We start from the raw sequence: 22155 nt of genomic DNA, 5'->3' as shown, positions 1-22155 counted from the left end.
ATCAGGCGTGCAGCTTGTCCCAGTTTGCCTGCGCTTTTTCGATCATCGGGTCTTGGCCTTCGTCGAATTTTTTGCCGCCTACGGGCTGGGCAAACAGGTAAAGCTTGCCTTGGTAAATCCGCCAGACTTCAGGATCGCCATTCACGACTTTGCCGAACGACATGGCGCGTGTGCAAAAGCCGCCAAATTGCGGCGCGTATTTCTCCGGCGCGGCCTCGAATTCCGCTGCGGTCTCAGCGTCGGCAAAATGCCACGGGGTGCCAAGCCATTGGACAGTATGGGCCGAAGAGCCGCTGTTTGCGGCCCCCACGTGCCAATAGGCCGTGGTATCATAGCCATCAATAGCGATGCCGGATTTGTCTGTGGCGATTTTGGCAGCGGCAGCAAAAGCTGGAAAGGCGCTATGCGCAAGGGCGGCAGTGCCCAAAAGCAATGCTGTACGGCGGTTGAATACGTGCATGACAGGCCTTTCTAAAGCTTCGGTTCACGAGTATTTTACATTAAATTTAGGATCACGGTTTAACATATGCGTGATCTCTACGGCGCTGTGATGGCTGTGTGCAGGCAGGCGCACCACCGGAAAAGGCGGGATCAGCGCGAGGACAAGACAAGCCCCTCGAGTTCGCGCAGCAATTTACGTTCCATCGTTGCAGCGTAATCGGCAAAACCGGCCGAGACTTCGACAAAGGCGTCAGGTCCGACAATCACCTCGGCGCTGAAATAGCTGCTTAAATCCACTGTGCTTTCCTTGGGGTTGCCCTGATCCGCGGGGGCGATGACAAGGGCATTGACGGTCACACCCTGTGCGGAAAGCCTGGGTTTGAGCGTGCGCGGGCGCGGGCCAAGGTTGCTTTTGCCATCGCCCGAAATGTCCAAAGTAGCCTTCCAGCAATGAGCGCGCTGGGCCAAAAGACTGGCCCCATGCAGCACGGCCACACCAAGGGCAGTACCGGGAGTGGCCTCTGTGCGCCGCTCGGTTGTCGTGAGCTGCTCGATCACACGGTCAAGATCAGTGGGTTTTGCGATGCGGGTCCATGGCACAAGCGTAAGCTGATCGCGTGGCCCGCTCCACTCATAAACCAAAAACTCTACGGGGGCCTCGGGGCTTTCAAACAGGGCTGCGCGTACTGCAGGACTGCCTAGCGCCGTTGCCAGCCCTTCCAATTGTTGGCGGTATTCGCGGGCATCCACAGAGCCCGATACATCCAGCCCCAAAGCCAGCGCTTGCCGACAGGTTTCCTGCGCTATGGCCGAAGACGCAGTGCAGGCCAGCAATAGGGCGAGGGCGGCGCGCTTCATCCCGCATCTTCCTCCTTTGGCAGGGCACCGATGGCGGGCGGGGCCAATTCGCGCTCAAGCTTGCGGCGCATGGCGCGCCCATAGTCCTCAAACCCGTTGGCAATCACCAAAAAGGCACCGGGCCCATGCAGCACCTCGCCTTGGTAATAGGCAACCAGCCCGACTTCGCCCTCGAAATCTGCTGCATTCACAACAAGGCCGTTTACCGTCACATCCTGAAACGCGAAGGCACCGTAGGCCGTTGTGGGCGAGAACCCTTCATTGTTTTGTCCGTCCCCGGCCATATCAAGGGTTTTGCGCAGGCAGGGAGGGGCGCGTTCGAACAGTTTCGCCCCGAACCCCAGCGCATAGCCCATCGCCGTCGGGAAATCATTGTGGCTACGCCTGGATGTTCTTAGGGTTTCGGCGGCGCGCAGCAGGGCGGCGCGGTTGTCAATCATGACCCAATCAAGGATCAGCCTTTGATTATAGCGCCCCGACCATTCGTAAATAACCAGTGCCACAGGCAGGTCAGCCGCAAAAAATGCAGCCTCCACTTCGGGGGAAAGGAGGGCCGCCGCTGTGCCATTGCGTTGCAAACTGTCCTCAGCGGCATCTACCGAGCTGGACACATCAATTGCCAAGGCCAGCGCAAGGCGGCACTCAATGGCCACTGCAGGCAGGGCAGCAAACAGCAGCCCTGCCGACAATATGGCCGTACGGATCACCAGCTGCCGATGTTTTCGGCTGATTTCCAAGGTTCGGCAGGGGCGAGCGGTTCACCTTCCTGTAGCAGTTCAACGGAAATGTTGTCGGGCGAGCGTACAAACGCCATATAGCCATCACGTGGGGGGCGATTGATCGTAACGCCGTTGTCCTGCAAATACTGGCAGGTCTCATAGATGTTTTCGACGGAATAGGCGAGGTGGCCAAAGTGGCGGCTGTCGCTGGGTAGGGCGTCGTCGCCATCCCAGTTATAGGTCAGCTCAACATCGGCGTGGCCATCATCCATGCCGGGGGGGCACAAGAACACCAGCGTGAAACGCCCGGCTTCGTTTTCCATGCGGCGGCGTTCAACCAGCCCGAGGAGTTTGTAAAACGCGATAGAGGCATCAAGGTCTTTGACGCGGACCATAGTGTGCAGAAATTTAATGGGCATGGGAGGGGTTCCTTTCGGGCAATTGCCAGCCCGATACTAGCGCAGGATACCGCACTGTCGAGCCTTGAGCCGCTTAAAAGGAAGAGGCAATCCCGATGCTAAGCCCAAAGCGGTTCACATCATTCAGGCCAATGTTGCTATCGGTGGTCTCGGCAGTAAAGCTCACCGTGGGGTTGAAGCCCAGATAGTCGATCTGCTCAAAAGTTGCTGTGATTTCACCACCGATTTCAAAATCGCGCCGCCCCGATGGATCATGCAGGGATACGTCATAATCACGGTAGCTGGTGCTCACGCCGAATTGCAATGCGGTGCCCATGATCCTGCGACCCAGCACATAACCCGAGCGCAGGCGGATTTCATCGTATTCGAGTGTTTCGCTTTCTGAATTTACGGTGCTGACGCTTGCGCCGAAATAAATACCGTTTCCACCGGACAGTTGGCGACTGATACCCGCCGACAGGCTCATCAGATGTTGGTCTGAACCGCGCTGGGCTTGGCGCAGATCACTACTGATACCAAAGTTGAGCTTGGTTGTTTTGCTCAAAAAGTAGCTTTGACCGAGGCTGGTGCGCAGATAGCTGTTCAGACGCTCACGTCCGTAAAAGCTTTGGCCGATATCTGCGGTCAGGCTGAACTCTCCACGCCGGTCGGCGCGCAGCCTTCTGTAGCCATAGCCCAGCTGCACAATGCCGTATTCAAAATCAGATCCGGTGATGTCTAGCGGATCTTGTCCCTGCGCCTCGCGCAGGGCATCTTCGGCGGCCAGATCATCCTTGGACGAATTCGACAGCTCATACGTCCGGTAAGACAGGCGCAGCCGCAAATCATGGGCGCTACGCTCGGTCTGTTTGAAGCGGTAGCGGGTCTGTAAGTCAAATCCTGCTTCCAAACCCGATATCGCCTTGCTTGCCGCACCAAGCTCGACCTCGTTCGCCTCGCCGCCGGTAAAGGGGTCAAGAATCTGATACAACAGTGCCGAAGTGTCGCGCGACGAGCCGTTGTTGATATTGGAATTAGGGGCCAGCGTGAAAGAGAGATGCGTTTGCCATGGATTGCGCTGGCGGACATATCTGAAATCCCGTTTGGCGCGGGCTTCATGTGCGGGGGTCGGGGCAACATGTGCGGCACGGCGCAGCCAGAATTGCGCGCGCGTGCGTTTTTCATCAGACGACAACGCCTGTGCCATCAAAACGGCAGCAGTGTATTTCTGCCCGTCATTATCAGCCAGTTTCCAACCTGCACGAGCAGCAGTTTGCGCGCCCTTGTAGTCCTGCGTCGCGCGCAGGGCCCCTGCGCGCACCAGCAGTGCGGTCACATCATTCGGGTCACGTAAAAGCAGCGCGTCGGCAAAGGCCAGCGCACGCTCGGGTTGTCCATTCCGCAAATTCAGTTCGGCCGCGAGCCGCAGTTGATCGGGAGAAAGCGTGACCGTCTGATGTGATGTGTCCTGTGCATGGCTGATAGGGGCCGCAAACATTGTTGCCGCCCCTATCAGCAGTGCAAAAAACTGCTGGCGCTGGGATCGCATGATTACTCCGGATCACCACGGTATACGATAAAGCCACCTGTATCGCGGCTTTGTGCTTCGTCATTGGCTTCCAGCACAAATACACCCACTACTTCGTCGGTGTTATCACCCGAGACAATGGCGTAGAAAGTGCCCGACTCATATTCTTCACCATTTGACAGAGTGCTCTGGATGTTGGCGATCAGGTCGCCGTTGTCATCCAGAACGTCAGGGCCAACTTCAAAGTTTACATCTGGAATGGATGTTTCGGGATTGTCTGCATCTCCAAGCGTTGCCACAACGTCATTGGTGATATCATTACCGTCCAGATCAAACACGCGGCGGTTAAAGATGCGGCCAACTACACCATCCCCACGGAAGGTATCGCCGTCGTTGAAGTCATTGAAGTCAATCGACAGATTAACGTCGGCCGTGGTGTATTGCAGGCCGCTTTGTGTGCCGAAATCGCGCAAGCCTGCCGATTGCCCTGAAAAGGTCGCCTGAAGCGAGCTGGGTAGGGTAACACTATCGTCGCGCTGGTAAATAAAACCGCCAAAGCCGTAGTCAATGTAGCTGCCGGTGCGCACAATCGCGAATTGCGTGGTTGGGGTATCTGTTCCATCGACCCGATTCTGGCTCACGCCATAGATAGCGCGGTACGTGAATTGGTTGATCACATCGCCGCTGACGGGGTCAACTGCGGTTGTCGGGCCTTCATAAACGTTGAACAGCCCGTTGTTCAGGCTGGTGACGACGTTGGGATTGCCTTCATCATCAACGCGCGAATAGGGGCGGTCCCCGTCAAACGCGAGGTTGTCGACGGTGAACAAATCACCCTCTTCCGTATAGGAGATCCCGTTGGCAAAACCGTTACCTGCATCTACTCCGTCGCCTTCAACTGTGGGCTCGGAACGGAACAGGGAGGCGTTAGGCGAGGGGGAGTCGGTCCCGGGGGGGATGCCATCGCGGGTAATGCCGGTGCCTTCGCCATCGGTGTCGTCATCAGTGACATCATCACCGGTGTCTGTTGTTGTGTCCTCATCGTCGACAACAAATGGATTGTCGCCGCTGCCGCCACTGCTTCCGCAGGCTGTGAGGCTCGCAATCATAGCGAGCGTGAATAGATGCGTTTTCATTCGATCTGCCCTAAAATCAATTGTCAGTTTTTCAAAACAATCGCTGCGTGCACGGCCTTTTGTCAACGTTGCGGTCGACATCTGGCACATAAACCACGCTACCATGACGAAAATACAATACCCGATATGGCGGTTCCTGTAGCGTCATCCGCCAGATATAGTCAGCGCCGAATCCACTGTTTCCGTTACAAGGACCGCCCCATGCCGATCAGCCCCGAGCAACAAGCCGAAATCGACGCGCAGCGCGCACTGAGCAAACCCACCCTGCGTGCGGTTTCCGAAGGCATGGAAGCGCATCTATACACCGCGCATGAGGTGCTGGACCACGGTTTCATCCGCGTGATCGACTATATGGGTGACGATGCTGCCATCTGTCAGGCCGCGCGCGTGAGCTATGGCAAGGGCACAAAGTCCGTTCAGAACGATGAAGGGTTGATTCGCTACCTGATGCGCCACTGGCACTCGACCCCTTTTGAGATGTGCGAGATCAAGCTTCACGTGAAACTACCTGTGTTTGTCGCGCGTCAGTGGATCAGACACCGGACCGCCAATGTGAACGAATATTCCGCCCGCTATTCGATCCTAGACCGTGAGTTTTATATCCCCGAAGCCTCCCATATCAACGCGCAGTCCGTGGTGAACAACCAGGGCCGCGGTGGCGTTCTGGAAGGGGCCGAGGCGGCGCGTGTGCTGGAAATCCTGAAATCTGATTCCAACCGCGCTTATGACAATTATGAGGCGATGATCTCTGAGACCGGCCCCGACGGAGAGCCGCAGGACGGCCTTGCCCGCGAACTCGCCCGCATGAATCTGCCCGCCAACATCTATACGCAGTGGTATTGGAAAGTGGACCTGCACAACCTGTTCCATTTCCTGCGCCTGCGCGCCGACAGCCACGCCCAATACGAAATCCGCGTCTACGCTGATGCCATCTGCAAAGTCGTCGCCGACTGGGTCCCTGCCGCCTATAGCGCATTCGAAGACTACCGTCTGGGCGGGGCAACGCTTTCTGCCAAAGCGCTGGATTGTGTCCGCCGGATGCTGAAAGGCGAAGAGGTCACGCAAGAGAACAGCGGGATGAGCAAAGGCGAATGGCGGGAGTTCGAGGGGGCGCTTAAGTAGGCACCTTCGGGGCCGCTCAGGCGGCTTCGTGTGGAAAGCCAATCAGGTAATGACCGTAGGGTGGGTGCAACCCACGCGTATGGGATGGGTTGCACCCACCTTACAGCATTTTCATGTGGCCGCATCGCGTCACCTGAGCCAGCTCCGTGCCTTAATGCGCAAAAATGCTGGACTTGATTCCCCGGCTCCGCAAAACTGGCCCCCATAAAACAAGAACATAGGTGACAAATGCAAAAATTTTATGGATTGGCGGCTGCTGCCGCATTGGGCCTGATGGCCGCTTTGCCGACGACTGCGCTGGCTGATGTGAAAATCTACCCCTACGCGTCGAGCGAAAATTACTGCCCTGCAGGGCTGCAGCCGGTGACCATCAGCGGCGTGATCTGTTGTGGGACGCCCAACACGGGTCACACGTATCAGTCCGTAAAAGCGCATCCTGTGGCGCAGAAAAAGCACCACAAGGTTGTGCGTAAAACCTACCTTGCCAAGCAAAGCCATTGCCCTATCGGCACCAAAGGCTGCACCTTCGACTAGGCGCAGCCCATGCTTGAGCGATTATAAAAGAGTGATGTCTGCCGCCATCTGGCGGCCATCGCGACCCTCGGACATCTCAAAGCTGACCTTTTGATCGTCGGCCAGACCGGTCAGCCCCGAACGCTCTACCGCCGAGATGTGTACAAACACATCCGACCCGCCGCTGTCCGGCGCGATAAACCCGTAACCTTTTGTTGTATTAAACCACTTTACGGTACCCGTTGGCATCGTCTTAACTCCTTGCTATTTCAGGCGCACCCGAGTGTAGCGGTCACGCCGATGGCCCGTTATTCGGGACTTACATTGTAAGAATTTGCGCGATCTCGGAAAATTTCAAGGTTGTAGATGCAGTTTCTCGTTAATGTGAGAAATAGACACCCGATCTGAGGAGGATTTAGGCAGTGATCAAGATTTATGGTCTCAAGAACTGTGACACTTGCCGCAAGGCAATCAAGGCCTTACCCGCGGCCACATTGATAGATGTGCGTGCGGAAGGTGTGCCAGCGGATGTGATGGGGCAGGCCTATGCGCAGTTCGGTCAGGCCTTGCTCAATACCCGCTCGACCACATGGCGCGGTTTGGATGAGGCAGAGCGGGCAGGGGAGCCGCTGGCGCTGTTGGCTGCGCATCCTGCCCTAATGAAACGCCCGCTGATTACAGCGGGCGATAAATTGTTTTTGGGTTGGTCGCCCGAGACGCAAGCGCAGCTTACATCTGCGTAGCACGTCCGCGCAGGGCACGGTCGAAGGACAGTGGCCCTGCGCCTTTGACCACCAATACCAGCAGCAAAAAGACCCAGAGTGCGCGTTGGTCCATGATGATAGCGTCTGAAAAACGGTCAAACCAGGCACCCAGAACTTTTGTATCTTCCCAGCCGCCGTGGCCGTAGAGATCGGTCAGCGATTGCAGGATGATGAACCCGATCATGCCAAGGGCGGCGAGGCGGGTGAACAGGCCCAGAATGATAAGCGCCGGCAGGATGAATTCGGCCCATGTGCCAAACAGCACCATCAGCTTTTGCCAAAGCGCGAACTGGTCGGTGTCATAGCCAGCTGCCTCCATCACGCGGGGGAAGATCTGGACGTAAGCACCGGTTGACGGGCTAAACAGGCCAAGAAAACCCTCGCCCAATTTGGTCAGGCCGGACACCCAGAAATACATCAACATGATCGCCGCAAACAGGAACCGCGAAAGAGTGGGCAATAGCCAATCGGCGCGTTCAAGTCGGCCGGTGATCGCGGTGTAGAGGTTGAGCAGGGCAGTCATTTATATTTCCTTTTTAGTGGTACACAGGGCTTGGGATTCCAAGACCAGTGTGAGGCTGGCGGCAAAATTGAAATCTGGTGCCGCGGCGGTTGCGGCCTCTACGGCTGCACCCAGCGGGTGATCTGACAGGGACATTAACCATGTGGCAGCCCCTGTGGGCAACAAATTCACGGTTGAATCAAACTCGGGTCGGGTAATGAGTACGGCCTGTCCTATGGCGCGAGGCGCGGGGGCGGCAGGATCTTTGGCACGGCACCACAGGTCATACAGGGGCCATCGCGATCGCAACAATCGTGTGGCCGGGGCAAGTGTAAGCCGCAGTTCTGCGACCTCCTCGGGGGATTGTTGCAAAACTGTCGGGTCGAATGGCACTGCGTCCGCCGCGTGGTACGAGGCGCGCAAAGCCAGATCAAGACGGGCCACATCAGCCAGATAGCCCAGATGCGACAACGGCGCGAAACCTTCAAGAAACTCCGGGAAGTCAGCCCCGTAGTGCATCATTAGCGGAGATTTGGGAGGATGGGCCCGTACAAATAGCGGGACCAATGTATCGAAGTTCTGTTCTCCCAACAGGCCGCGCACGTTGGGAAAGGCAACTTTCATCGCTTCAACCAGCGAGACAGTGACATTGTTGCGGTAAACGTCATAACGCCGTCCCGCAGGGCCACCTGCACCGTCCAGCAACCCCGCTGGCGCAGGTGTGGATGCGTCCAGCAGGGCGGCGCGAAATTCTTCCTGGGTGACTTTCATCAGGCCGTCAGCACTGGGGCCAATGCCGCAGCTGCGCGTTCTGCTTCGGCGCGCAAGATTGGCCAATCGGGCACATCGGTGTCCCATTCAACCAGCACGGGTTTGGGGCCGCTTTGTGCAAGCGTATAATCCAGCAAAGCCCAGACCGGATCAACGACCGGTGCGCCATGGCTGTCGATCAGCAGGGGCGCGCCATTGTCATCTTCGTCCTCGTCATGGCCACCCACATGGATTTCACCCACCGCATCCAATGGGTAGGCGTCAATATAATCCTGCGGGCTTAGCCCAAGGTTCGTGGCAGAGATAAAGACGTTGTTAACATCCAGTAGCAGGCCGCAACCGGTTCTATGCACCAGTTCGGCCAGAAAATCGGTCTCGGAATACGTGCTTTCGGCAAAGGCGAGATAGCTGGAAGGGTTTTCCAACAGCATTTGACGGCCCAGCGTGTTCTGCACTTGGGCGATGTGGTCGCCCACGCGGTCAAGCGTTGCCGCAGTGTAAGGCAGGGGGAGCAGATCATTCAAAAATTCTGCCCCATGGGTAGACCAGGCCAGATGTTCGGAGAAGCTGGCCGGATTGCTGCGATCGACCAGTTGGCGCAAGCGTTTCAGATGGTCAGGGTCCAATGGACCTTCGCCGCCAATAGACAGTCCGACACCATGCACGGAGAGCGCAAATTTTTCGGAAAGTGCGCTAAGTTGCGCGTGGGGGCGGCCGCCGTCACCCATGTAGTTCTCGGCGTGTACCTCGATCCAGTTTACAGGACCGGGCGCTTGGAGAAGATCAGTGAAATGTTGGGGTTTGTAGCCGACACCGACGCCATTTGGCAGGTGGGAGACCGGGAAGGATTGGTCAAACATTACAGAGCCCTCCAATGGGTAGTGTAGGTCGAGGGTACAGAGCCCTGTTGTTCACAGGGCTCTGTAAGGGGGATTATGCTGGCAGGTCGCGATCAAGTGCTTCGAGCGAGCCTGTGCGTGGTGAGCCGTCTGCTTGGGCTGGCAGCTCGATGCTGGCGCATGTGCCGGAGTCGACCAGTGTCCATGCGTTGCCTTGGTAATCTGTTACAGAAGTACCGGCGCATGTTGTGCCAGGGCCCGCGGCGCAGTCATTTGCGCCCGCCAGAGAAACGCCATAGCATTTTTCTTTGGCCGCTGCTTCAGCTGTGGTGGCTGTTGTGCCTGTAACGGAGGCGGCAACAAGGCCTGCAATGGCGAGTGTTTTCATGGTTGTGGACATCGGGTCTCTCCCTAGATTGAAGTCGCATTGAATGGTGGTGATGGCAGTTAAACAGCTTGCCAGCCGTAAATCTACTCACGAGACAGTGTGTCACGACAGCGTTAAGAAAAGTATGGGAAAATGTGTGGGGAAACACCCTTTATAAGGGGTTTTCGCTTGATTTGTAACAATCGGGGGGAGGGTTCGCCCCCCGATTGTTGAAAATGTTACAGCAAATCTGGTGCTGTTGCTTCGATTTTAAGGGCCGCTGTCACATCGTCCAGCGCCTGCACGGATGTTTGCTTTTCCCCCAAGCGGCGGACAGAAACGGTGCGCTCTTCGACTTCGCGGTGGCCGACGGCCAGGATCACCGGCACCTTGCCAACTGAGTGCTCGCGCACCTTATAGTTGATCTTTTCGTTGCGCAGGTCCGCTTCCGCACGCACGCCCACGGCGCGCAGCTGTTCGACGACTTCGAGGACGTAATCATCGGCTTCGGACGTAATCGAGGCGACAACAACCTGACGCGGCGCAAGCCAGAATGGCAGCTTGCCTGCGTGTTCTTCGATCAGAATACCGATAAACCGCTCGAAACTGCCCAATGTGGCACGGTGCAGCATATAAGGGCGGTGTTTGCCGCCGTCTGCCCCGACATAGCTTGCATCCAGACGGTCGGGCAGGTTGGGGTCCACCTGCAAGGTGCCGCACTGCCATTCACGGCCAATCGCGTCTGTCAGCGTGAACTCGAGTTTAGGGCCGTAAAACGCTCCTTCGCCGGGCAGAAGCTCATACTCATAGCCCGCAGCATTACACGCATCCCCCAAAGCTTTTTCAACGCGGTCCCAGCTTTCCTCGGAACCGATCCGTTTTTCGGGCCGTGTCGATAGTTTGATTGTCCAGTCGTTGAACCCAAGATCGGCATAAACGGAGGCAAGGAAGTTGATGAATTTGGCCGTTTCATCGACAATCTGGTCTTCGGTACAGAAAATATGCCCGTCATCTTGGGTAAATCCGCGTACCCGCATGATCCCGTGCAGCGCACCTGACGGCTCATAGCGGTTACATGATCCGAATTCCGCCATGCGCAGGGGCAGGTCGCGGTAGGATTTCATGCCGGTGTTAAAAATCTGCACGTGGCAGGGGCAGTTCATCGGTTTAAGCGCGTTGACTGTTTTCTCTCGCGCATGGTCTTCGTCGACCTCAACGATGAACATGTGATCTTGATAGTTCTGCCAGTGTCCGGAATCTTCCCACAATTTGCGGTTCACAACTTGCGGCGTGTTCACCTCGACATAGCCGTCGGCGTGTTGTTTGCGGCGCATGTAATCTTGTAGCTGGGTGTAGATGGTCCAGCCATTGGGGTGCCAGAAAATCTGGCCGGGGGCCTCTTCTTGCATGTGGAACAGGTCCATCTCGCGGCCCAGCTTGCGGTGGTCGCGCTTGGCGGCTTCTTCCAGCATATTCAGATGCGCGCGCAGCTTTTCCTTGCCGGTAAAGGCCACGCCGTAAATGCGTTGCAACATCGCGCGGTCGCTGTCGCCGCGCCAGTATGCGCCCGCGATGGACATCAGTTTGAAGCTGTCACCGGGCACTTGGCCGGTGTGTTGCAGGTGGGGACCGCGGCACAGGTCCTGCCAATCCCCATGCCAATACATGCGCAACGGCTCATCACCGGGGATCGCCTCGATCAGCTCGACCTTATAGGGCTCACCCAGATCTTCGTAGTGCTTGATGGCGCGCGCGCGGTCCCACACTTCGGTGCGGACGGGATCACGTTTGTTGATGATCTCACGCATCTTCTTTTCGATCAGGCCAAGGTCTTCGGGGGTGAAAGATTCCTTGCGGTCGAAATCGTAATACCAGCCGTCTTTGATGACAGGACCGATGGTGACTTTTGTATCGGGCCACAGGTCTTGGACAGCGCGGGCCATGATATGCGCCAGATCGTGGCGCACTAGCTCATTGGCCTGCTCTTCGTCGGCCATGGTGTGGATGGCGATGTTTGCATCTGCATCAATCGGCCATGCCAGATCGAAATGCGCGCCGTTTACGGTGGCGCTGATGGCTTTCTTGCCAAGGGATTTGGAAATATCGGCTGCGACCTCGCCCGCAGTGATACCTGCGTCGTAGTGTCGTGAATTGCCATCGGGAAGGGTGAGTGCGATCTGGGCCATGGGGCCTCCTCGTCGGTTTGGCGCCTACGAGACGCCCGGTTGCGGGTTTATGTATCGCCGTATGTGGCGCGCTGCGCGGCAGCCGTCAAGAGGCTGTATCGGCGATGCGCGCCTTGAGGAGGGGCTTGCGTAATCTTACGTGCTGTGACGCTGGCCTAGACAGGGAGGCACTCCACAGGCATCCGGATCGGTGTGCCTGTCTCAAGGTAGGATTTTACCGAGCTGACCAGACGCATCCAGCCGGCGGCGACGCCTTCCTGTCCTTCGGGGATTTCGTAATGCTCAACGGTCAGCCGGCACACTTTTTCCATTTGCTCGATCTCATAGACCACACGCGATGAAGGCGCATCGGGGCCAAAGAAATGCGGCTCGAAACCTGCTTCGAATTCAGTCTTGGGAGTGACGGTGATGGGGCGCAATGTGAACCGTGGGGTGCCACCGGGCAGCAGAAAGGTCATCGCGCCGCTATCGCCCTCGGCAGATGTCACACGTTCGGCGACGAAATGCGACGCTGCCATATGCGTCGGGTCGGTCATCGCAGCCCATAGCGAATCCTGCGTGCAGCGGATGAAGGTGTGGGTGGTGAAACCGGCTTTTTCGGCCCTGTCTGACATGGTCTGTTCCTTAAAAGTTTCCGCTTCAGACCGTAATACTGAACACGCATGACGGGTTATTCAAGGATTTAGGTCCGAGATGACAGCTTCTTGATATTGGGTGGGGTAACTGGCCGTTTTTGCGCCTCAGGAGGGGGCGCAATGAAACATTTTGCCGCCGCGCCGTTGCACCTGCTGGTGCGCAGCGTGCATGATCGCGCGAAAATATCACGAAAGGACGCGCCATGACACAGCCATCATATCTCGAGACTGCACAGGGACGGCGCATTGCTTATCATCGCACCGCAGGCGAGGGGCCATGTGTTGTGTTCCTCGGGGGGCTGAAATCCGACATGGAAGGCACCAAAGCGATCCATCTAGAGGATTGGGCCCGTGCCACAGGCCGCGCTTTTGTGCGTTTCGACTATTCCGGTCATGGCCAATCCTCAGGCACGTTCGAGGAAGGCTGTATCGGTGATTGGCATGAAGACACGTTGGCGGTGATTGATACGCTCACCGAAGGGCCGATTGTGCCGGTAGGGTCATCAATGGGCGGCTGGCAATCGCTGTTGCTGGCCCGTGCACGGCCCGAGCGTTTGGCGGGGTTGGTCGCTATCGCGGCTGCCCCCGATTTCACCGAAGACGGCTGGTGGGCGAATTTTGATGCGGCGCAAAAGGCCCAGCTTGAGCAGATAGGCAAAGTGGCGCTGCCCTCTGATTACATGGAGCCATATATCGTCACCAAACGTATGGTCGAGGATGGGCGGATGCATCTCGTCTTGCGTGATCCGCTCGAGCTGCCCTTTAGCGTGCGCTTGCTGCAAGGCACAGCTGATACCGCTGTGAGTACGGCAACCGCCACACGCCTGCTGGACCACCTCAGCTGCCCTGACGCGCAACTGCTGCTGGTCAAAGATGCCGATCACCGGTTTTCCGACGGGCCGTGCCTGGATCTGATTGAGCATGCGGTGAACGAGGTCTCTGCCGCTGCGTTTATAGAATGACGAGCGGCGGGATGGAGCAGCGGATTAGCCTCATCACGCTCGGCACACGCGACATGGCAGGCACAGCGGCGTTTTATGAGGCGCTTGGCTGGACCCGCGTGCAGGCGCAAGACGGGGTGATTGCCTTTGATCTGATGGGGCAAACGCTGGGCCTGTACCCGCTTGAAAAGCTGGCCGAGGATATTGGTATCCCTGTTGAGGAAATGGGGCGGGGCGGCGTGACGTTCTCGTATAATGTGCGCGACAAAGAGGAGGTTGGCGCCGTGCTGGCGCGTGCGCAAACTGCGGGTGGGCGGATATTGCGCGCTGCCTCTGATGTGTTCTGGGGCGGGCATATCGGCTATTTTGCCGACCCCGAGGGCAATATCTGGGAGGTTTCGCATAACCCTCATGCGCCATTGGCCGCAGATGGCAGTTTTCGCTGGAACGGCTACTGATGCGCAGACCTGCCAGCATGTGGAGCCTTGAGACATTTGGCCGCGTGCGCCTGTCAAAATATTTCTACATGCGCGATTTCCTGATGAGCGAGATCAGCGCCTTTCACGGCATCCCCAACATTCCTGACAATCCTGAGCTGGCGATTGAGCGGGGGCGGGCGCTGTGTACGCAATTGCTCGACCCGTTGGAGGAAACCTTTGGCCGTATCGCCATCCGCTCCGGTTACCGCTCGGATGCGCTCAATACCTACGGGAACGACAACCGGCTTAACTGCGCGCGCAGCGATAACCTGATCGAGTGTCACATCTGGGATTGGAGTGGCGCGCCTGTGGCTGGTACATCTCTGGTGATCCCGTGGTTTGCCGACCAATACGATCAGGGGCGCGATTGGCGCGATCTGGCGTGGTGGGTGCATGATCATCTGCCCTATTCGGAAATGTGGTTTTTCCCCAAACTCGCCGCCTTCAATCTGGTCTGGCGACCCGAGCCGTTGCGCACCATCAGCAGCTATATCGCGCCGCGTGGCATGTTGCTGCGCGCAGGACAAGAACCGGCCGAAGACGGTGCTACCCGCGCGGCCCGATACGCGGATTTCCCCCCGTTGCGCGGGATTGTGTACCCCTGAGGGCTTGCACCTGTCCGCTGTGCGCGTCATGCACTAGGTTAAGGCAACCCTAGTGAGAGTACCCGATGAACGAGCCGCTGGTTCTGTTACCTGGCATGATGTGTGATGCCCGCCTGTTCGGCCCCCAGATCGCAGAGCTGTCTTGCGACACCGCTGTGACCGTCGCCCCCATTACCATGGGCGAACGGATCGAGGAGATCGCTTCGGGCCTTTTGGATATTCTGCCCAAACGTTTTGCGCTGGCAGGGGCGGCAATGGGCGGTGTTGTCGCGATGGAGATTTTGCGCCGCGCCCCTGACAGGGTTGGCCGGATTGCGCTGATGGATACGCATCCGCTGGCCGGGACCCCTGTGGAAGCGGCCAACCGCGAACCGCAGATCGTCAAAGTGCGTTCAGGTCGGCTGGCGGAGATTATGCGCACTGAAATCCCTGCAACGGCTTTGGCCCCCGGACCGTACCGCAACGAGGTTTTGGCGCTGGTCGAGGAGATGGCCCAAACATTGGGGCCGGATGTCTTTATCCGTCAGGCCCGCGCGATGCAGCGCCGGAAGGATCAGCAGGCGACCCTGCGCCGCTGCCGTGTGCCCACGCTGGTGATGTGCGGTGCATATGATACGGTCAATCCGGTCAAGCGACATGAATTCATGGCCGAGCTGATCCCCTATGCCCAGTTGTGCGTGTTAGAGCATTCCGGCCACTTGCCCACGCTGGAACAGCCAGATGAGGCGACGGCTGCCCTGCGCAGGTGGCTAAAGCAGCCCTACGTTTTGCAGTAACTCAAAAGGGGAGCGTTGCGCGCTCTTCGGCAGAGGGGACATAGACCGGTGCAATAGGTTTACCGGTCGCGATGTCAAAGAAAGGGGTCTGTTTCCAACGCCCTGTCACGCGCGCAACCAACGCGCGCCAGATTGTCCCACCATAAATTTTAAGGGCCGAGCTGTGTTTGGTGCTGCCATCGTCTTGGGGGATAAACGCCTCTGACGCGACGGGTCCGATCGCAGAGCAATCCTCCAGACAATCGGTCATGATACCCGCAAGCGCGAATTTTGGCGTGGGCAGCATCGTAAACATCTGTACGCCACAACAAGAGGCGCGAAAGCGTAGCAATTTGCGCGGTGTGAACGAGAACACAGACAGCTTGCTGTGGCCTTGTTGGAAACTGATCTTGTCTGGCGTGGTCTGGAATAACTCCACGCCACGGTTTTCGGGATCAATCCCCGTTGTATAAAGCGCGGCCGCGCGGCATGCGGAGCAATAGCATCGCACATGGTTGCCGCCCTGTGGTGTCGCACTGTGTAATGTCCCGCGGATATCACCACAGCTGCATGAGAAAGGAATATCCGCCATAGTGATCTACGCTGCGGTATTTTTATTTGCAGGTTTCGCCGCAGGCTTTTTCGTACGGTAGCCCGGAGGGGTCTGTTTTTCGTTGTCGTCAATAAAGTCGAGGACCAGCGGCCGGATGTTCGTGCGCCAGCTGTTGCCTGCGAAAATACCGTAGTGGCCTGCACCTTTTTCAAGGTGGCTTGCCTTTTTGCTGTCGGGCAGGCCGGTGCATAGGTCAAGGGCGGCGATACATTGCCCGGGGGCAGAGATATCGTCTTTGGTGCCTTCGACTGTTTTTACGGCCACGGTTGTGATCTTGCCGATGTCGACTTTCTTGCCCTTGATCGTAAAGCTGTTGTTGGCGACTTCACCGTTCTTAAAAATGCGGTCCACAGTGGACAGATAGAATTCTGCCGGCATGTCCATGACCGCCAGGTATTCGTCGTAGAATTTGTTGTGCTTGTCGTGATCATGGGCTTCGCCTTTGGCGACGCGCTGGATCTGGTTGGTAAAGGCGGTTTTATGTGCTTCGATGTTCATCGAAATAAAGGAGCTGAGCTGCAACAGGCCAGGGTAGACCTTGCGACCGACGCCGGCATGTTTGAAGCCGACTTGTTGGATCATGGATTGCTCAAGCTGGCCCATGGTGACCGAGTGACCAAAATCGGTGACCTCGGTGGGTGCCGCGCTGGGGTCGATGGGGCCGCCGATCAGGGTGAGCGTGCTTGGCTGGGCAGCGGGATCTTCTTCGGCCAGATAGGCCGTAGCCACCAGCGCAAGAGGTGCGGGTTGGCACACCGCGATCACATGGGTATCGGGACCCAGATGGCGCATGTAGTCCACCAGATGCATGGTGTAATCTTCCACGTCGAACTTACCGGCGCTTACCGGAATGTCGCGGGCATTGTGCCAGTCTGTGATATAGAGGTCACAATCGGGCAGCAGGCTGATCACAGTCGAGCGTAGCAAAGTGGCATAATGGCCCGACATCGGAGCAACCAGTAAAACCTTGCGCTTGGGTTCTGTGCGGCCCTGCACGCGGAAATGCAGCAGGTCGCCGAATGCGCCTTTGATTTCGATTTCTTCGACGACGGTACAGTCGGTGCCGTTTTCGCCAAGGAACGAGGGGAGGTTCCAATCGGGTTTGACCACCATGCGGCTGAACGTCCGTTCAGTCACTTCGCCCCATGCGCCCAACCATTGCAGGGCTGGGTTGGGGAACATGGCAAAGGCGGGATAAGACGCCATCGCAAGAGTAGAAGCACCGAGCCACTGATTTGTGTTTCGGATTGACTCCATCATGTCGTAGGATGCCATAAATCGCATTGCGGAACTCCTGTACCAAGGCCCGGAAAACCGGGTTGATTTTGCGCCGCCCGCCTCACAATTGGGGCGGTTTGCACAAAATGCTGCAGGTGCAACATAGGGGGGATTGGTTACGATGACAACAAAATCTACAGATGACACCGGGCCGACGGACGCTTCTTTGGCTCGATTGAAAGAGAATTTGAAAAAAGTTGACGGGTTGCGGGAGCGGCTGACACATGTCCTTGCCACCCGATCAACCCATCAACCGGCGCTGGATGGCCCCAATCAGGAGCTGTTTGCGAAAGCGGCAAAAGCCTACATGCAAGAGGCGATGACCAATCCGGCGAAACTGATGGAGCACCAGCTGGCCTTCTGGTCAAAATCAGTCATCCATTTCATGGAGGCGCAACAGGCGCTGGCCAAGGGCACTTTATCCGCCCCCGACGACCGCACCGGCAGTGACCGGCGTTTTGCCAACCCGATGTGGCAGCAACATCCCTATTTCAACTTCGTCAAACAGCAGTATGTGATGAACGCAGAGGCCATCAGCCAAGCGGTCGAGGGTGTCGAGGACATGGAACCGCGCGAAAAGCAGCGCCTGCGCTACTTCTCGCGGCAGATCATCGACATGATGAGCCCCACAAATTTTCTGGCTACAAATCCCGATGCGCTACAACGTGCGGTGGATACCGACGGAGAGAGCCTGCTGAAAGGGCTTGAGAACCTTATTGGTGATCTTGAGGCCAACAACGGCGAGATGGTCGTGCGTTTGGCTGATGAAAACGCCTTTGAGCTGGGTGGAAATATCGCGACCACAGCAGGGAAGGTCTTGTTTCGCAACCGGATGTTCGAGTTGATCCAGTACACTCCCAGCACCGAACAGGTGCACAGCACGCCACTGGTCGTGTTTCCGCCGTGGATAAACAAATATTATATTCTGGATCTCAAGGCCAAGAACTCGTTTGTGAAGTGGGTGGTCGATCAGGGGTATACGCTGTTTATGGTGTCTTGGGTCAATCCCGACAGCGCTTATAGCGACGTTGGCATGGAGGATTATGTCGAGGACGGCTATATTGCCGCGATTGAACAGGTCAAAGCGATCACAGAGCAAAAACAGGTCAACGCGGTAGGGTACTGCATTGCGGGCACCACGCTCAGCCTGACCTTGAGCCTGCTCAAACAGCGTGGCGATACATCGGTCAAATCGGCGACCTTTTTTACTGCCCTGACCGACTTTTCCGATCAGGGAGAGTTCCAGCCCTTCCTGACGGATGATTTTATCGACGGGATCGAGGCGGAAACCGAAGACAAGGGCATCTTGCCCTCTATCGTTATGGCGCGAACCTTTTCCTTTCTCCGGTCCAATGATCTGGTCTACGGCCCCGCAGTCAAAAGCTATATGATGGGAGAGACCCCGCCGGCGTTTGATCTGCTGTATTGGAATGGCGATGGTGCCAATTTGCCGGCCAGGATGGCGATGCAATATCTGCGTGGCCTGTGCCAGCGCAACGAGCTGGCCGAGGGCGGGTTTGATCTGTGTGGTCGGCATCTGGTGCTGGAGGATGTGGACATCCCGCTGTGCGCGATTGCCTGTGAGACCGATCATATCGCGCCGTGGAAGGACAGCTATCGCGGTGTGCAAAAGATGGGCAGCAATGACAAGACGTTCATTATGACGCAATCCGGCCATATCGCGGGTATTGTGAACCCCCCAAGCAAGGGCAAATACGGTCACTACACCAATGAGGATCTGGGCCTTGATCATGCTGCATGGCAGGAGGGGGCGGAATTCACAGCCGGATCATGGTGGCCGCGTTGGGAGGCGTGGCTGGATAAGCGGTCGGGCGAGATGATCGAGGCGCGGATTCCGGGTGCGCAAGGAAAAGAAATTTTATGCGATGCGCCGGGCACCTATGTTGCCGTTAAGTCAAGAAGCTGAAGTCATTGACAGTTTGCTCCGCTGCCACAGAAATGCTGCAATGCAGAATAAGGCTTGAAATGCCGCGCTGCAGCATGTATATGGTAGTCAGCCGCAGACGCTTGGGGGATCTCAAGGCAGATGCGACAGTCAGGCGGGGCATGGTGCTGCGCCACCCAATGTAAGGAACGACTAAGATGGCAACTGCAAAAACACCCGACATGACGGCAATGCTCAAAGACATGATGGGTGCCTTCCCTGTGGATACAACCTCCATGGAAGCCTCTTTCAAGACATCTGCCGCGTTGAGCGAAAAGCTTTCTGGTGTGGCTCTCTCCGCTGTTGAAAAATCCACCGAGATTTCTTCGGCATGGACAAAAGACACCGTTGCAAAGCTCTCCGAGATGGCAAAAGCAAAATCCGAGCCTGCCGACTACTCCAAAGCGATGACCGATTTCGCCTCTGCTTATTCCGAAGCAGCAGCCGAGCATATGGCATCTTTCGCGGAAGTTGCGAAAAAAGTGCAAATGGAAACAGTCGAGCTGATGATGGCCGCGGGCAAAGACATCTCTGACGAAGCCACAGCCGTGATGTCCAAAGCCGGCGAAGAAGTTAAAGCAGCGGCGAAAAAAGCTACTGCAAAATAAGTAGGACTTTGGTCTGACCGGTTATCTTCACAGATGACACCGTGGGAAGGGTGGGCTGTATACAGCTCGCCCTTTCTTTTTGCGAATGTGGGGGCTAGGCTGCAGTGCAGCACAGTTTCATGGAGGAACCGACGTGAGCGATACGGCTAAACCGCTTCTGATCAAACGATACGCCAGCCGGCGGCTCTATAACACCGAGACCAGTGATTATGTCACTTTGGATGATATCGCGGGCTTTATCCGCGACGGGCGGGAAGTGCAGATTGTAGATCTGAAATCGGGTGACGACCTCACGCGGCAATATCTGCTCCAGATCATCGCCGAGCATGAAAGCCGGGGGGAAGCGGTGCTTCCTGTGGATGTGCTGAACGATCTGGTGCGCAGCTATATGACCGGCAAGGTCAGCGTAGTGCCAGAGTTTCTTTCGCAGTCTTTCACCATGCTGCGCGACGGGCAGGCAAAGGTGATGGAAAACATGACCACTATGAACCCGCTGTCAAAAATGCCTGGCTTTGAGGCCATGCAAGCCCAGCAGGAAGCCTTTATGAAGGCCATGACAGGCGGTGCCGGAGCGGGCTGGCCAATGGGTGCAAACAAGGAGCAGACAGAGTCCTCACCCAGCCAGAGCAGCGAGGACCTTGATGCAATCAAGCGTCAATTGGCGGAACTGCAGGACAAACTGTCCAAACTAAAATGAAGCGGCATTTATAAAAGTACGAGGCGGGTGTTTGCCCGCCTTTTTTATGCGCCGTGCTATGGTGATGTAGAGTAGGGGCCAGCCCCCGCCGGCCAAGGCCGGCTCCCCCGGAGTATTTCTGGCTAGAAGAAATAGGGGGCTGGTTCGCTAGACGCCGAGGCGGTCTCGTAGAGCATACCAGCTCATGGCAAGGGCCAGAAGGGGGTTGCGCAGGGCGGAGCCGCCGGGGAATGGTGTGCTGGGCAGCGCGGCTAATGTGTCAAAGCCGTCACCGTCGCCTTTGACTGCTTGGGCCATCAATTGTCCTGCATGGGTTGCTGTTCCGACGCCATGGCCGGAGTAACCGGAGGCGGAGAGGATATTGGGTGCAAGACGGGCGAGATAGGGCAGGCGTTTCATCGTGATCCCGAGGGTGCCGCCCCAAGCGTAGTCGATGCGGATATCCTTGAGGGACGGGAAGATGACCGACATCGGTTTGCGCACTTTTGCGGCGATGTCGCGAGGGAAGCGGTAGCCGTAGCTTTCGCCACCGCCAAACAGCAGGCGGCCTTCCGCACTGAGACGGAAGTAGTTCACCACAAAGCGGCTGTCGGCCACAGCAACATCACGTGGCAGGACATCAGCAATGCGTGCGCCCAAAGGTTCGGTGGCGATGATAAAGTTGTTGATGGGCATGACGCGGGCCGCCACAGGACGGCTGAGGCCGCCCAGATAGCCATTGCAGGCAAAAATCACATGGTCGGCGGTCACATGGCCGGCATCGGTATGCACGCGGGCCGGTGTTGCTTGCTCGACGTGGTGCACGGCACTGCGTTCGTGAATGCGAACCCCCGCCTCTAGGCAAGCCTGTCCCAGACCAAGGGCGAAGCGCAATGGATGCAGGTGGGCCGCCCCCATGTCCAGAATGCCGCCGGAATAGTCGGGGGAGGGGCAGACGGATTGCAGTGCAGCCTTATCGAGAGTTTCTATCTGGTCGTAGCCGTATTTCCGGGCCAGATGATCGGCGTAGACGTGCAGGTGCTTTGTGTCACCGGCATTAGAGGCGGTCCATGCCACGCCGGGTTTGATCTGGCAGTCGATCCCGTGTTTGGCGATGAGAGATTTGACCAAAGCCTTGGCATCTTCGGCCATTGCCCAGAGCTTGGCCGCTTCGGGGTCGCCTACGAGCGCCTCAAGCGCGTCCTGCTCCATTCGCTGACCCGAGCCGAGCTGCCCGCCATTGCGCCCCGAGGCACCAAAGCCCACGCGCTGAGCGTCCAGCAGCACAACATCACGACCAGCCTGCGCCAGATGCAGGGCTGCACTTAGGCCCGTGTATCCCGCGCCGATAATGCAGACATCTGCCTTTTGCGCCCCTTTGAGCGGTTCAAAGCCACGCAGCGGCGTAGCGGTGGCAGCATAATAGCTGTCAGGGTATTGAGCGCGGCGGTCATTGGCATAAAGCAGATTCATGGG

Annotated in this window: 26 protein-coding genes; 10 read left to right on the top strand and 16 right to left on the bottom strand. The window is 57.2% G+C overall.

Features of this window, described 5'->3' with window-relative positions; all coding sequences use genetic code 11:
- Position 1: 1 nt before the first annotated feature.
- The 6 genes from ABJM03_RS05360 to ABJM03_RS05335 form a co-directional block, all read right to left on the bottom strand.
- Entirely contained in the window at positions 2 to 460 is a 459-nt protein-coding gene (locus ABJM03_RS05360; RefSeq protein ID WP_348416123.1) for a YHS domain-containing (seleno)protein, read from the bottom strand.
- A 131-nt stretch (positions 461 to 591) separates the two neighbouring features.
- Positions 592 to 1299: a DUF1194 domain-containing protein gene (locus tag ABJM03_RS05355; protein WP_348416121.1), complete on the bottom strand. Its 708-nt coding sequence runs from the start codon at positions 1297 to 1299 to the stop codon at positions 592 to 594.
- Positions 1296 to 2006, bottom strand: coding sequence for a DUF1194 domain-containing protein (locus ABJM03_RS05350; protein ID WP_348416119.1), 711 nt, complete (start codon positions 2004 to 2006; stop codon positions 1296 to 1298). Before ABJM03_RS05350 ends, ABJM03_RS05355 begins: the two co-directional genes overlap by 4 nt.
- Entirely contained in the window at positions 2003 to 2437 is a 435-nt protein-coding gene (locus tag ABJM03_RS05345) for a VOC family protein (RefSeq protein ID WP_348416117.1), read from the bottom strand. Before ABJM03_RS05345 ends, ABJM03_RS05350 begins: the two co-directional genes overlap by 4 nt.
- Positions 2438 to 2510: 73 nt before the next feature.
- A complete protein-coding gene (locus ABJM03_RS05340) occupies positions 2511 to 3914 on the bottom strand; it encodes a surface lipoprotein assembly modifier (RefSeq protein WP_348416115.1) in 1404 nt (467 codons plus the stop codon).
- A 53-nt stretch (positions 3915 to 3967) separates the two neighbouring features.
- Positions 3968 to 5080 carry a hypothetical protein gene (locus ABJM03_RS05335; RefSeq protein ID WP_348416113.1) on the bottom strand — a complete coding sequence of 371 codons (1113 nt, stop codon included), beginning with the start codon at positions 5078 to 5080 and terminating at the stop codon, positions 3968 to 3970.
- A 201-nt stretch (positions 5081 to 5281) separates the two neighbouring features.
- Between ABJM03_RS05335 and thyX the strand changes: the two genes are divergently transcribed.
- Together thyX and ABJM03_RS05325 are read left to right on the top strand one after the other, a co-directional pair.
- Positions 5282 to 6202 carry an FAD-dependent thymidylate synthase gene (gene thyX / locus ABJM03_RS05330; protein ID WP_348416112.1) on the top strand — a complete coding sequence of 307 codons (921 nt, stop codon included), beginning with the start codon at positions 5282 to 5284 and terminating at the stop codon, positions 6200 to 6202.
- Between the two features lie 228 nt (positions 6203 to 6430).
- A complete protein-coding gene (locus ABJM03_RS05325; RefSeq protein ID WP_348416110.1) occupies positions 6431 to 6736 on the top strand; it encodes a hypothetical protein in 306 nt (101 codons plus the stop codon).
- 21 nt (positions 6737 to 6757) lie between these two features.
- On the opposite strand, the gene ABJM03_RS05320 is transcribed toward ABJM03_RS05325, so the two are convergent.
- The gene (locus ABJM03_RS05320) at positions 6758 to 6964 is read right to left on the bottom strand and encodes a cold-shock protein (RefSeq protein WP_348416108.1); all 207 of its coding nucleotides are present in this window, start codon (positions 6962 to 6964) and stop codon (positions 6758 to 6760) included.
- 176 nt (positions 6965 to 7140) lie between these two features.
- Here ABJM03_RS05320 and ABJM03_RS05315 point away from each other — a divergent pair, with 176 nt between their 5' ends.
- Positions 7141 to 7458, top strand: coding sequence for an ArsC/Spx/MgsR family protein (locus ABJM03_RS05315; RefSeq protein ID WP_348416617.1), 318 nt, complete (start codon positions 7141 to 7143; stop codon positions 7456 to 7458).
- On the opposite strand, the gene ABJM03_RS05310 is transcribed toward ABJM03_RS05315, so the two are convergent.
- The 6 genes from ABJM03_RS05310 to ABJM03_RS05285 all read right to left on the bottom strand — a co-directional run bounded on the left by ABJM03_RS05310 (position 7445) and on the right by ABJM03_RS05285 (position 12758).
- A complete protein-coding gene (locus tag ABJM03_RS05310) occupies positions 7445 to 8002 on the bottom strand; it encodes a DoxX family protein (protein ID WP_348416106.1) in 558 nt (185 codons plus the stop codon). The two genes, ABJM03_RS05315 and ABJM03_RS05310, sit on opposite strands and share 14 nt — an antisense overlap.
- The gene (locus ABJM03_RS05305) at positions 8003 to 8752 is read right to left on the bottom strand and encodes a DNA-binding domain-containing protein (protein WP_348416104.1); all 750 of its coding nucleotides are present in this window, start codon (positions 8750 to 8752) and stop codon (positions 8003 to 8005) included.
- On the bottom strand, positions 8752 to 9612 hold the full coding sequence (locus ABJM03_RS05300; RefSeq protein ID WP_348416102.1) for a DUF692 domain-containing protein: 861 nt from the start codon (positions 9610 to 9612) through the stop codon (positions 8752 to 8754). The genes ABJM03_RS05305 and ABJM03_RS05300 overlap by 1 nt, the downstream gene beginning before the upstream one ends.
- A gap of 73 nt (positions 9613 to 9685) precedes the next feature.
- The gene (locus tag ABJM03_RS05295) at positions 9686 to 9991 is read right to left on the bottom strand and encodes a DUF2282 domain-containing protein (RefSeq protein ID WP_348416100.1); all 306 of its coding nucleotides are present in this window, start codon (positions 9989 to 9991) and stop codon (positions 9686 to 9688) included.
- A gap of 206 nt (positions 9992 to 10197) precedes the next feature.
- On the bottom strand, positions 10198 to 12144 hold the full coding sequence (thrS, locus tag ABJM03_RS05290) for a threonine--tRNA ligase (protein WP_348416098.1): 1947 nt from the start codon (positions 12142 to 12144) through the stop codon (positions 10198 to 10200).
- A 155-nt stretch (positions 12145 to 12299) separates the two neighbouring features.
- Entirely contained in the window at positions 12300 to 12758 is a 459-nt protein-coding gene (locus ABJM03_RS05285; RefSeq protein ID WP_348416096.1) for an SRPBCC domain-containing protein, read from the bottom strand.
- A gap of 224 nt (positions 12759 to 12982) precedes the next feature.
- Between ABJM03_RS05285 and ABJM03_RS05280 the strand changes: the two genes are divergently transcribed.
- The 4 genes from ABJM03_RS05280 to ABJM03_RS05265 all read left to right on the top strand — a co-directional run bounded on the left by ABJM03_RS05280 (position 12983) and on the right by ABJM03_RS05265 (position 15580).
- The gene (locus ABJM03_RS05280) at positions 12983 to 13741 is read left to right on the top strand and encodes an alpha/beta hydrolase (RefSeq protein WP_348416094.1); all 759 of its coding nucleotides are present in this window, start codon (positions 12983 to 12985) and stop codon (positions 13739 to 13741) included.
- A gap of 11 nt (positions 13742 to 13752) precedes the next feature.
- Positions 13753 to 14178 carry a VOC family protein gene (locus ABJM03_RS05275; RefSeq protein ID WP_348416093.1) on the top strand — a complete coding sequence of 142 codons (426 nt, stop codon included), beginning with the start codon at positions 13753 to 13755 and terminating at the stop codon, positions 14176 to 14178.
- 17 nt (positions 14179 to 14195) lie between these two features.
- A complete protein-coding gene (locus ABJM03_RS05270; RefSeq protein WP_348416615.1) occupies positions 14196 to 14804 on the top strand; it encodes a hypothetical protein in 609 nt (202 codons plus the stop codon).
- A 65-nt stretch (positions 14805 to 14869) separates the two neighbouring features.
- A complete protein-coding gene (locus tag ABJM03_RS05265; protein ID WP_348416091.1) occupies positions 14870 to 15580 on the top strand; it encodes an alpha/beta fold hydrolase in 711 nt (236 codons plus the stop codon).
- A gap of 1 nt (position 15581) precedes the next feature.
- Here ABJM03_RS05265 and ABJM03_RS05260 read toward each other — a convergent pair whose 3' ends face one another.
- Both ABJM03_RS05260 and phaZ read right to left on the bottom strand, forming a co-directional pair.
- Positions 15582 to 16151 (bottom strand): DUF6151 family protein, encoded by a 570-nt coding sequence (locus tag ABJM03_RS05260; RefSeq protein ID WP_348416089.1) that lies wholly within the window; start codon positions 16149 to 16151, stop codon positions 15582 to 15584.
- Positions 16152 to 16157: 6 nt separating this feature from the next.
- Positions 16158 to 17456, bottom strand: a complete 1299-nt coding sequence (gene phaZ / locus ABJM03_RS05255; protein ID WP_348416087.1) for a polyhydroxyalkanoate depolymerase — start codon at positions 17454 to 17456, stop codon at positions 16158 to 16160.
- A gap of 115 nt (positions 17457 to 17571) precedes the next feature.
- Here phaZ and phaC point away from each other — a divergent pair, with 115 nt between their 5' ends.
- The 3 genes from phaC (at position 17572) to phaR (ending at position 20700) form a co-directional block, all read left to right on the top strand.
- A complete protein-coding gene (gene phaC / locus ABJM03_RS05250; protein ID WP_348416085.1) occupies positions 17572 to 19377 on the top strand; it encodes a class I poly(R)-hydroxyalkanoic acid synthase in 1806 nt (601 codons plus the stop codon).
- A gap of 176 nt (positions 19378 to 19553) precedes the next feature.
- Entirely contained in the window at positions 19554 to 20003 is a 450-nt protein-coding gene (locus tag ABJM03_RS05245) for a phasin family protein (RefSeq protein ID WP_348297547.1), read from the top strand.
- 133 nt (positions 20004 to 20136) lie between these two features.
- Positions 20137 to 20700 carry a polyhydroxyalkanoate synthesis repressor PhaR gene (gene phaR, locus ABJM03_RS05240; protein WP_348297546.1) on the top strand — a complete coding sequence of 188 codons (564 nt, stop codon included), beginning with the start codon at positions 20137 to 20139 and terminating at the stop codon, positions 20698 to 20700.
- A 147-nt stretch (positions 20701 to 20847) separates the two neighbouring features.
- Here phaR and ABJM03_RS05235 read toward each other — a convergent pair whose 3' ends face one another.
- Positions 20848 to 22152, bottom strand: coding sequence for an FAD-binding oxidoreductase (locus tag ABJM03_RS05235; protein ID WP_348297545.1), 1305 nt, complete (start codon positions 22150 to 22152; stop codon positions 20848 to 20850).
- Positions 22153 to 22155: the final 3 nt, after the last annotated feature.

Origin of the sequence: Sulfitobacter sp., from assembly GCF_039977885.1 — a bacterium.
Taxonomy (GTDB): Bacteria; Pseudomonadota; Alphaproteobacteria; order Rhodobacterales; family Rhodobacteraceae; genus Sulfitobacter.
The sequence above is the reverse complement of the archived record's forward strand: the minus strand, read 5'-3'. Positions and strand labels throughout refer to the sequence as shown.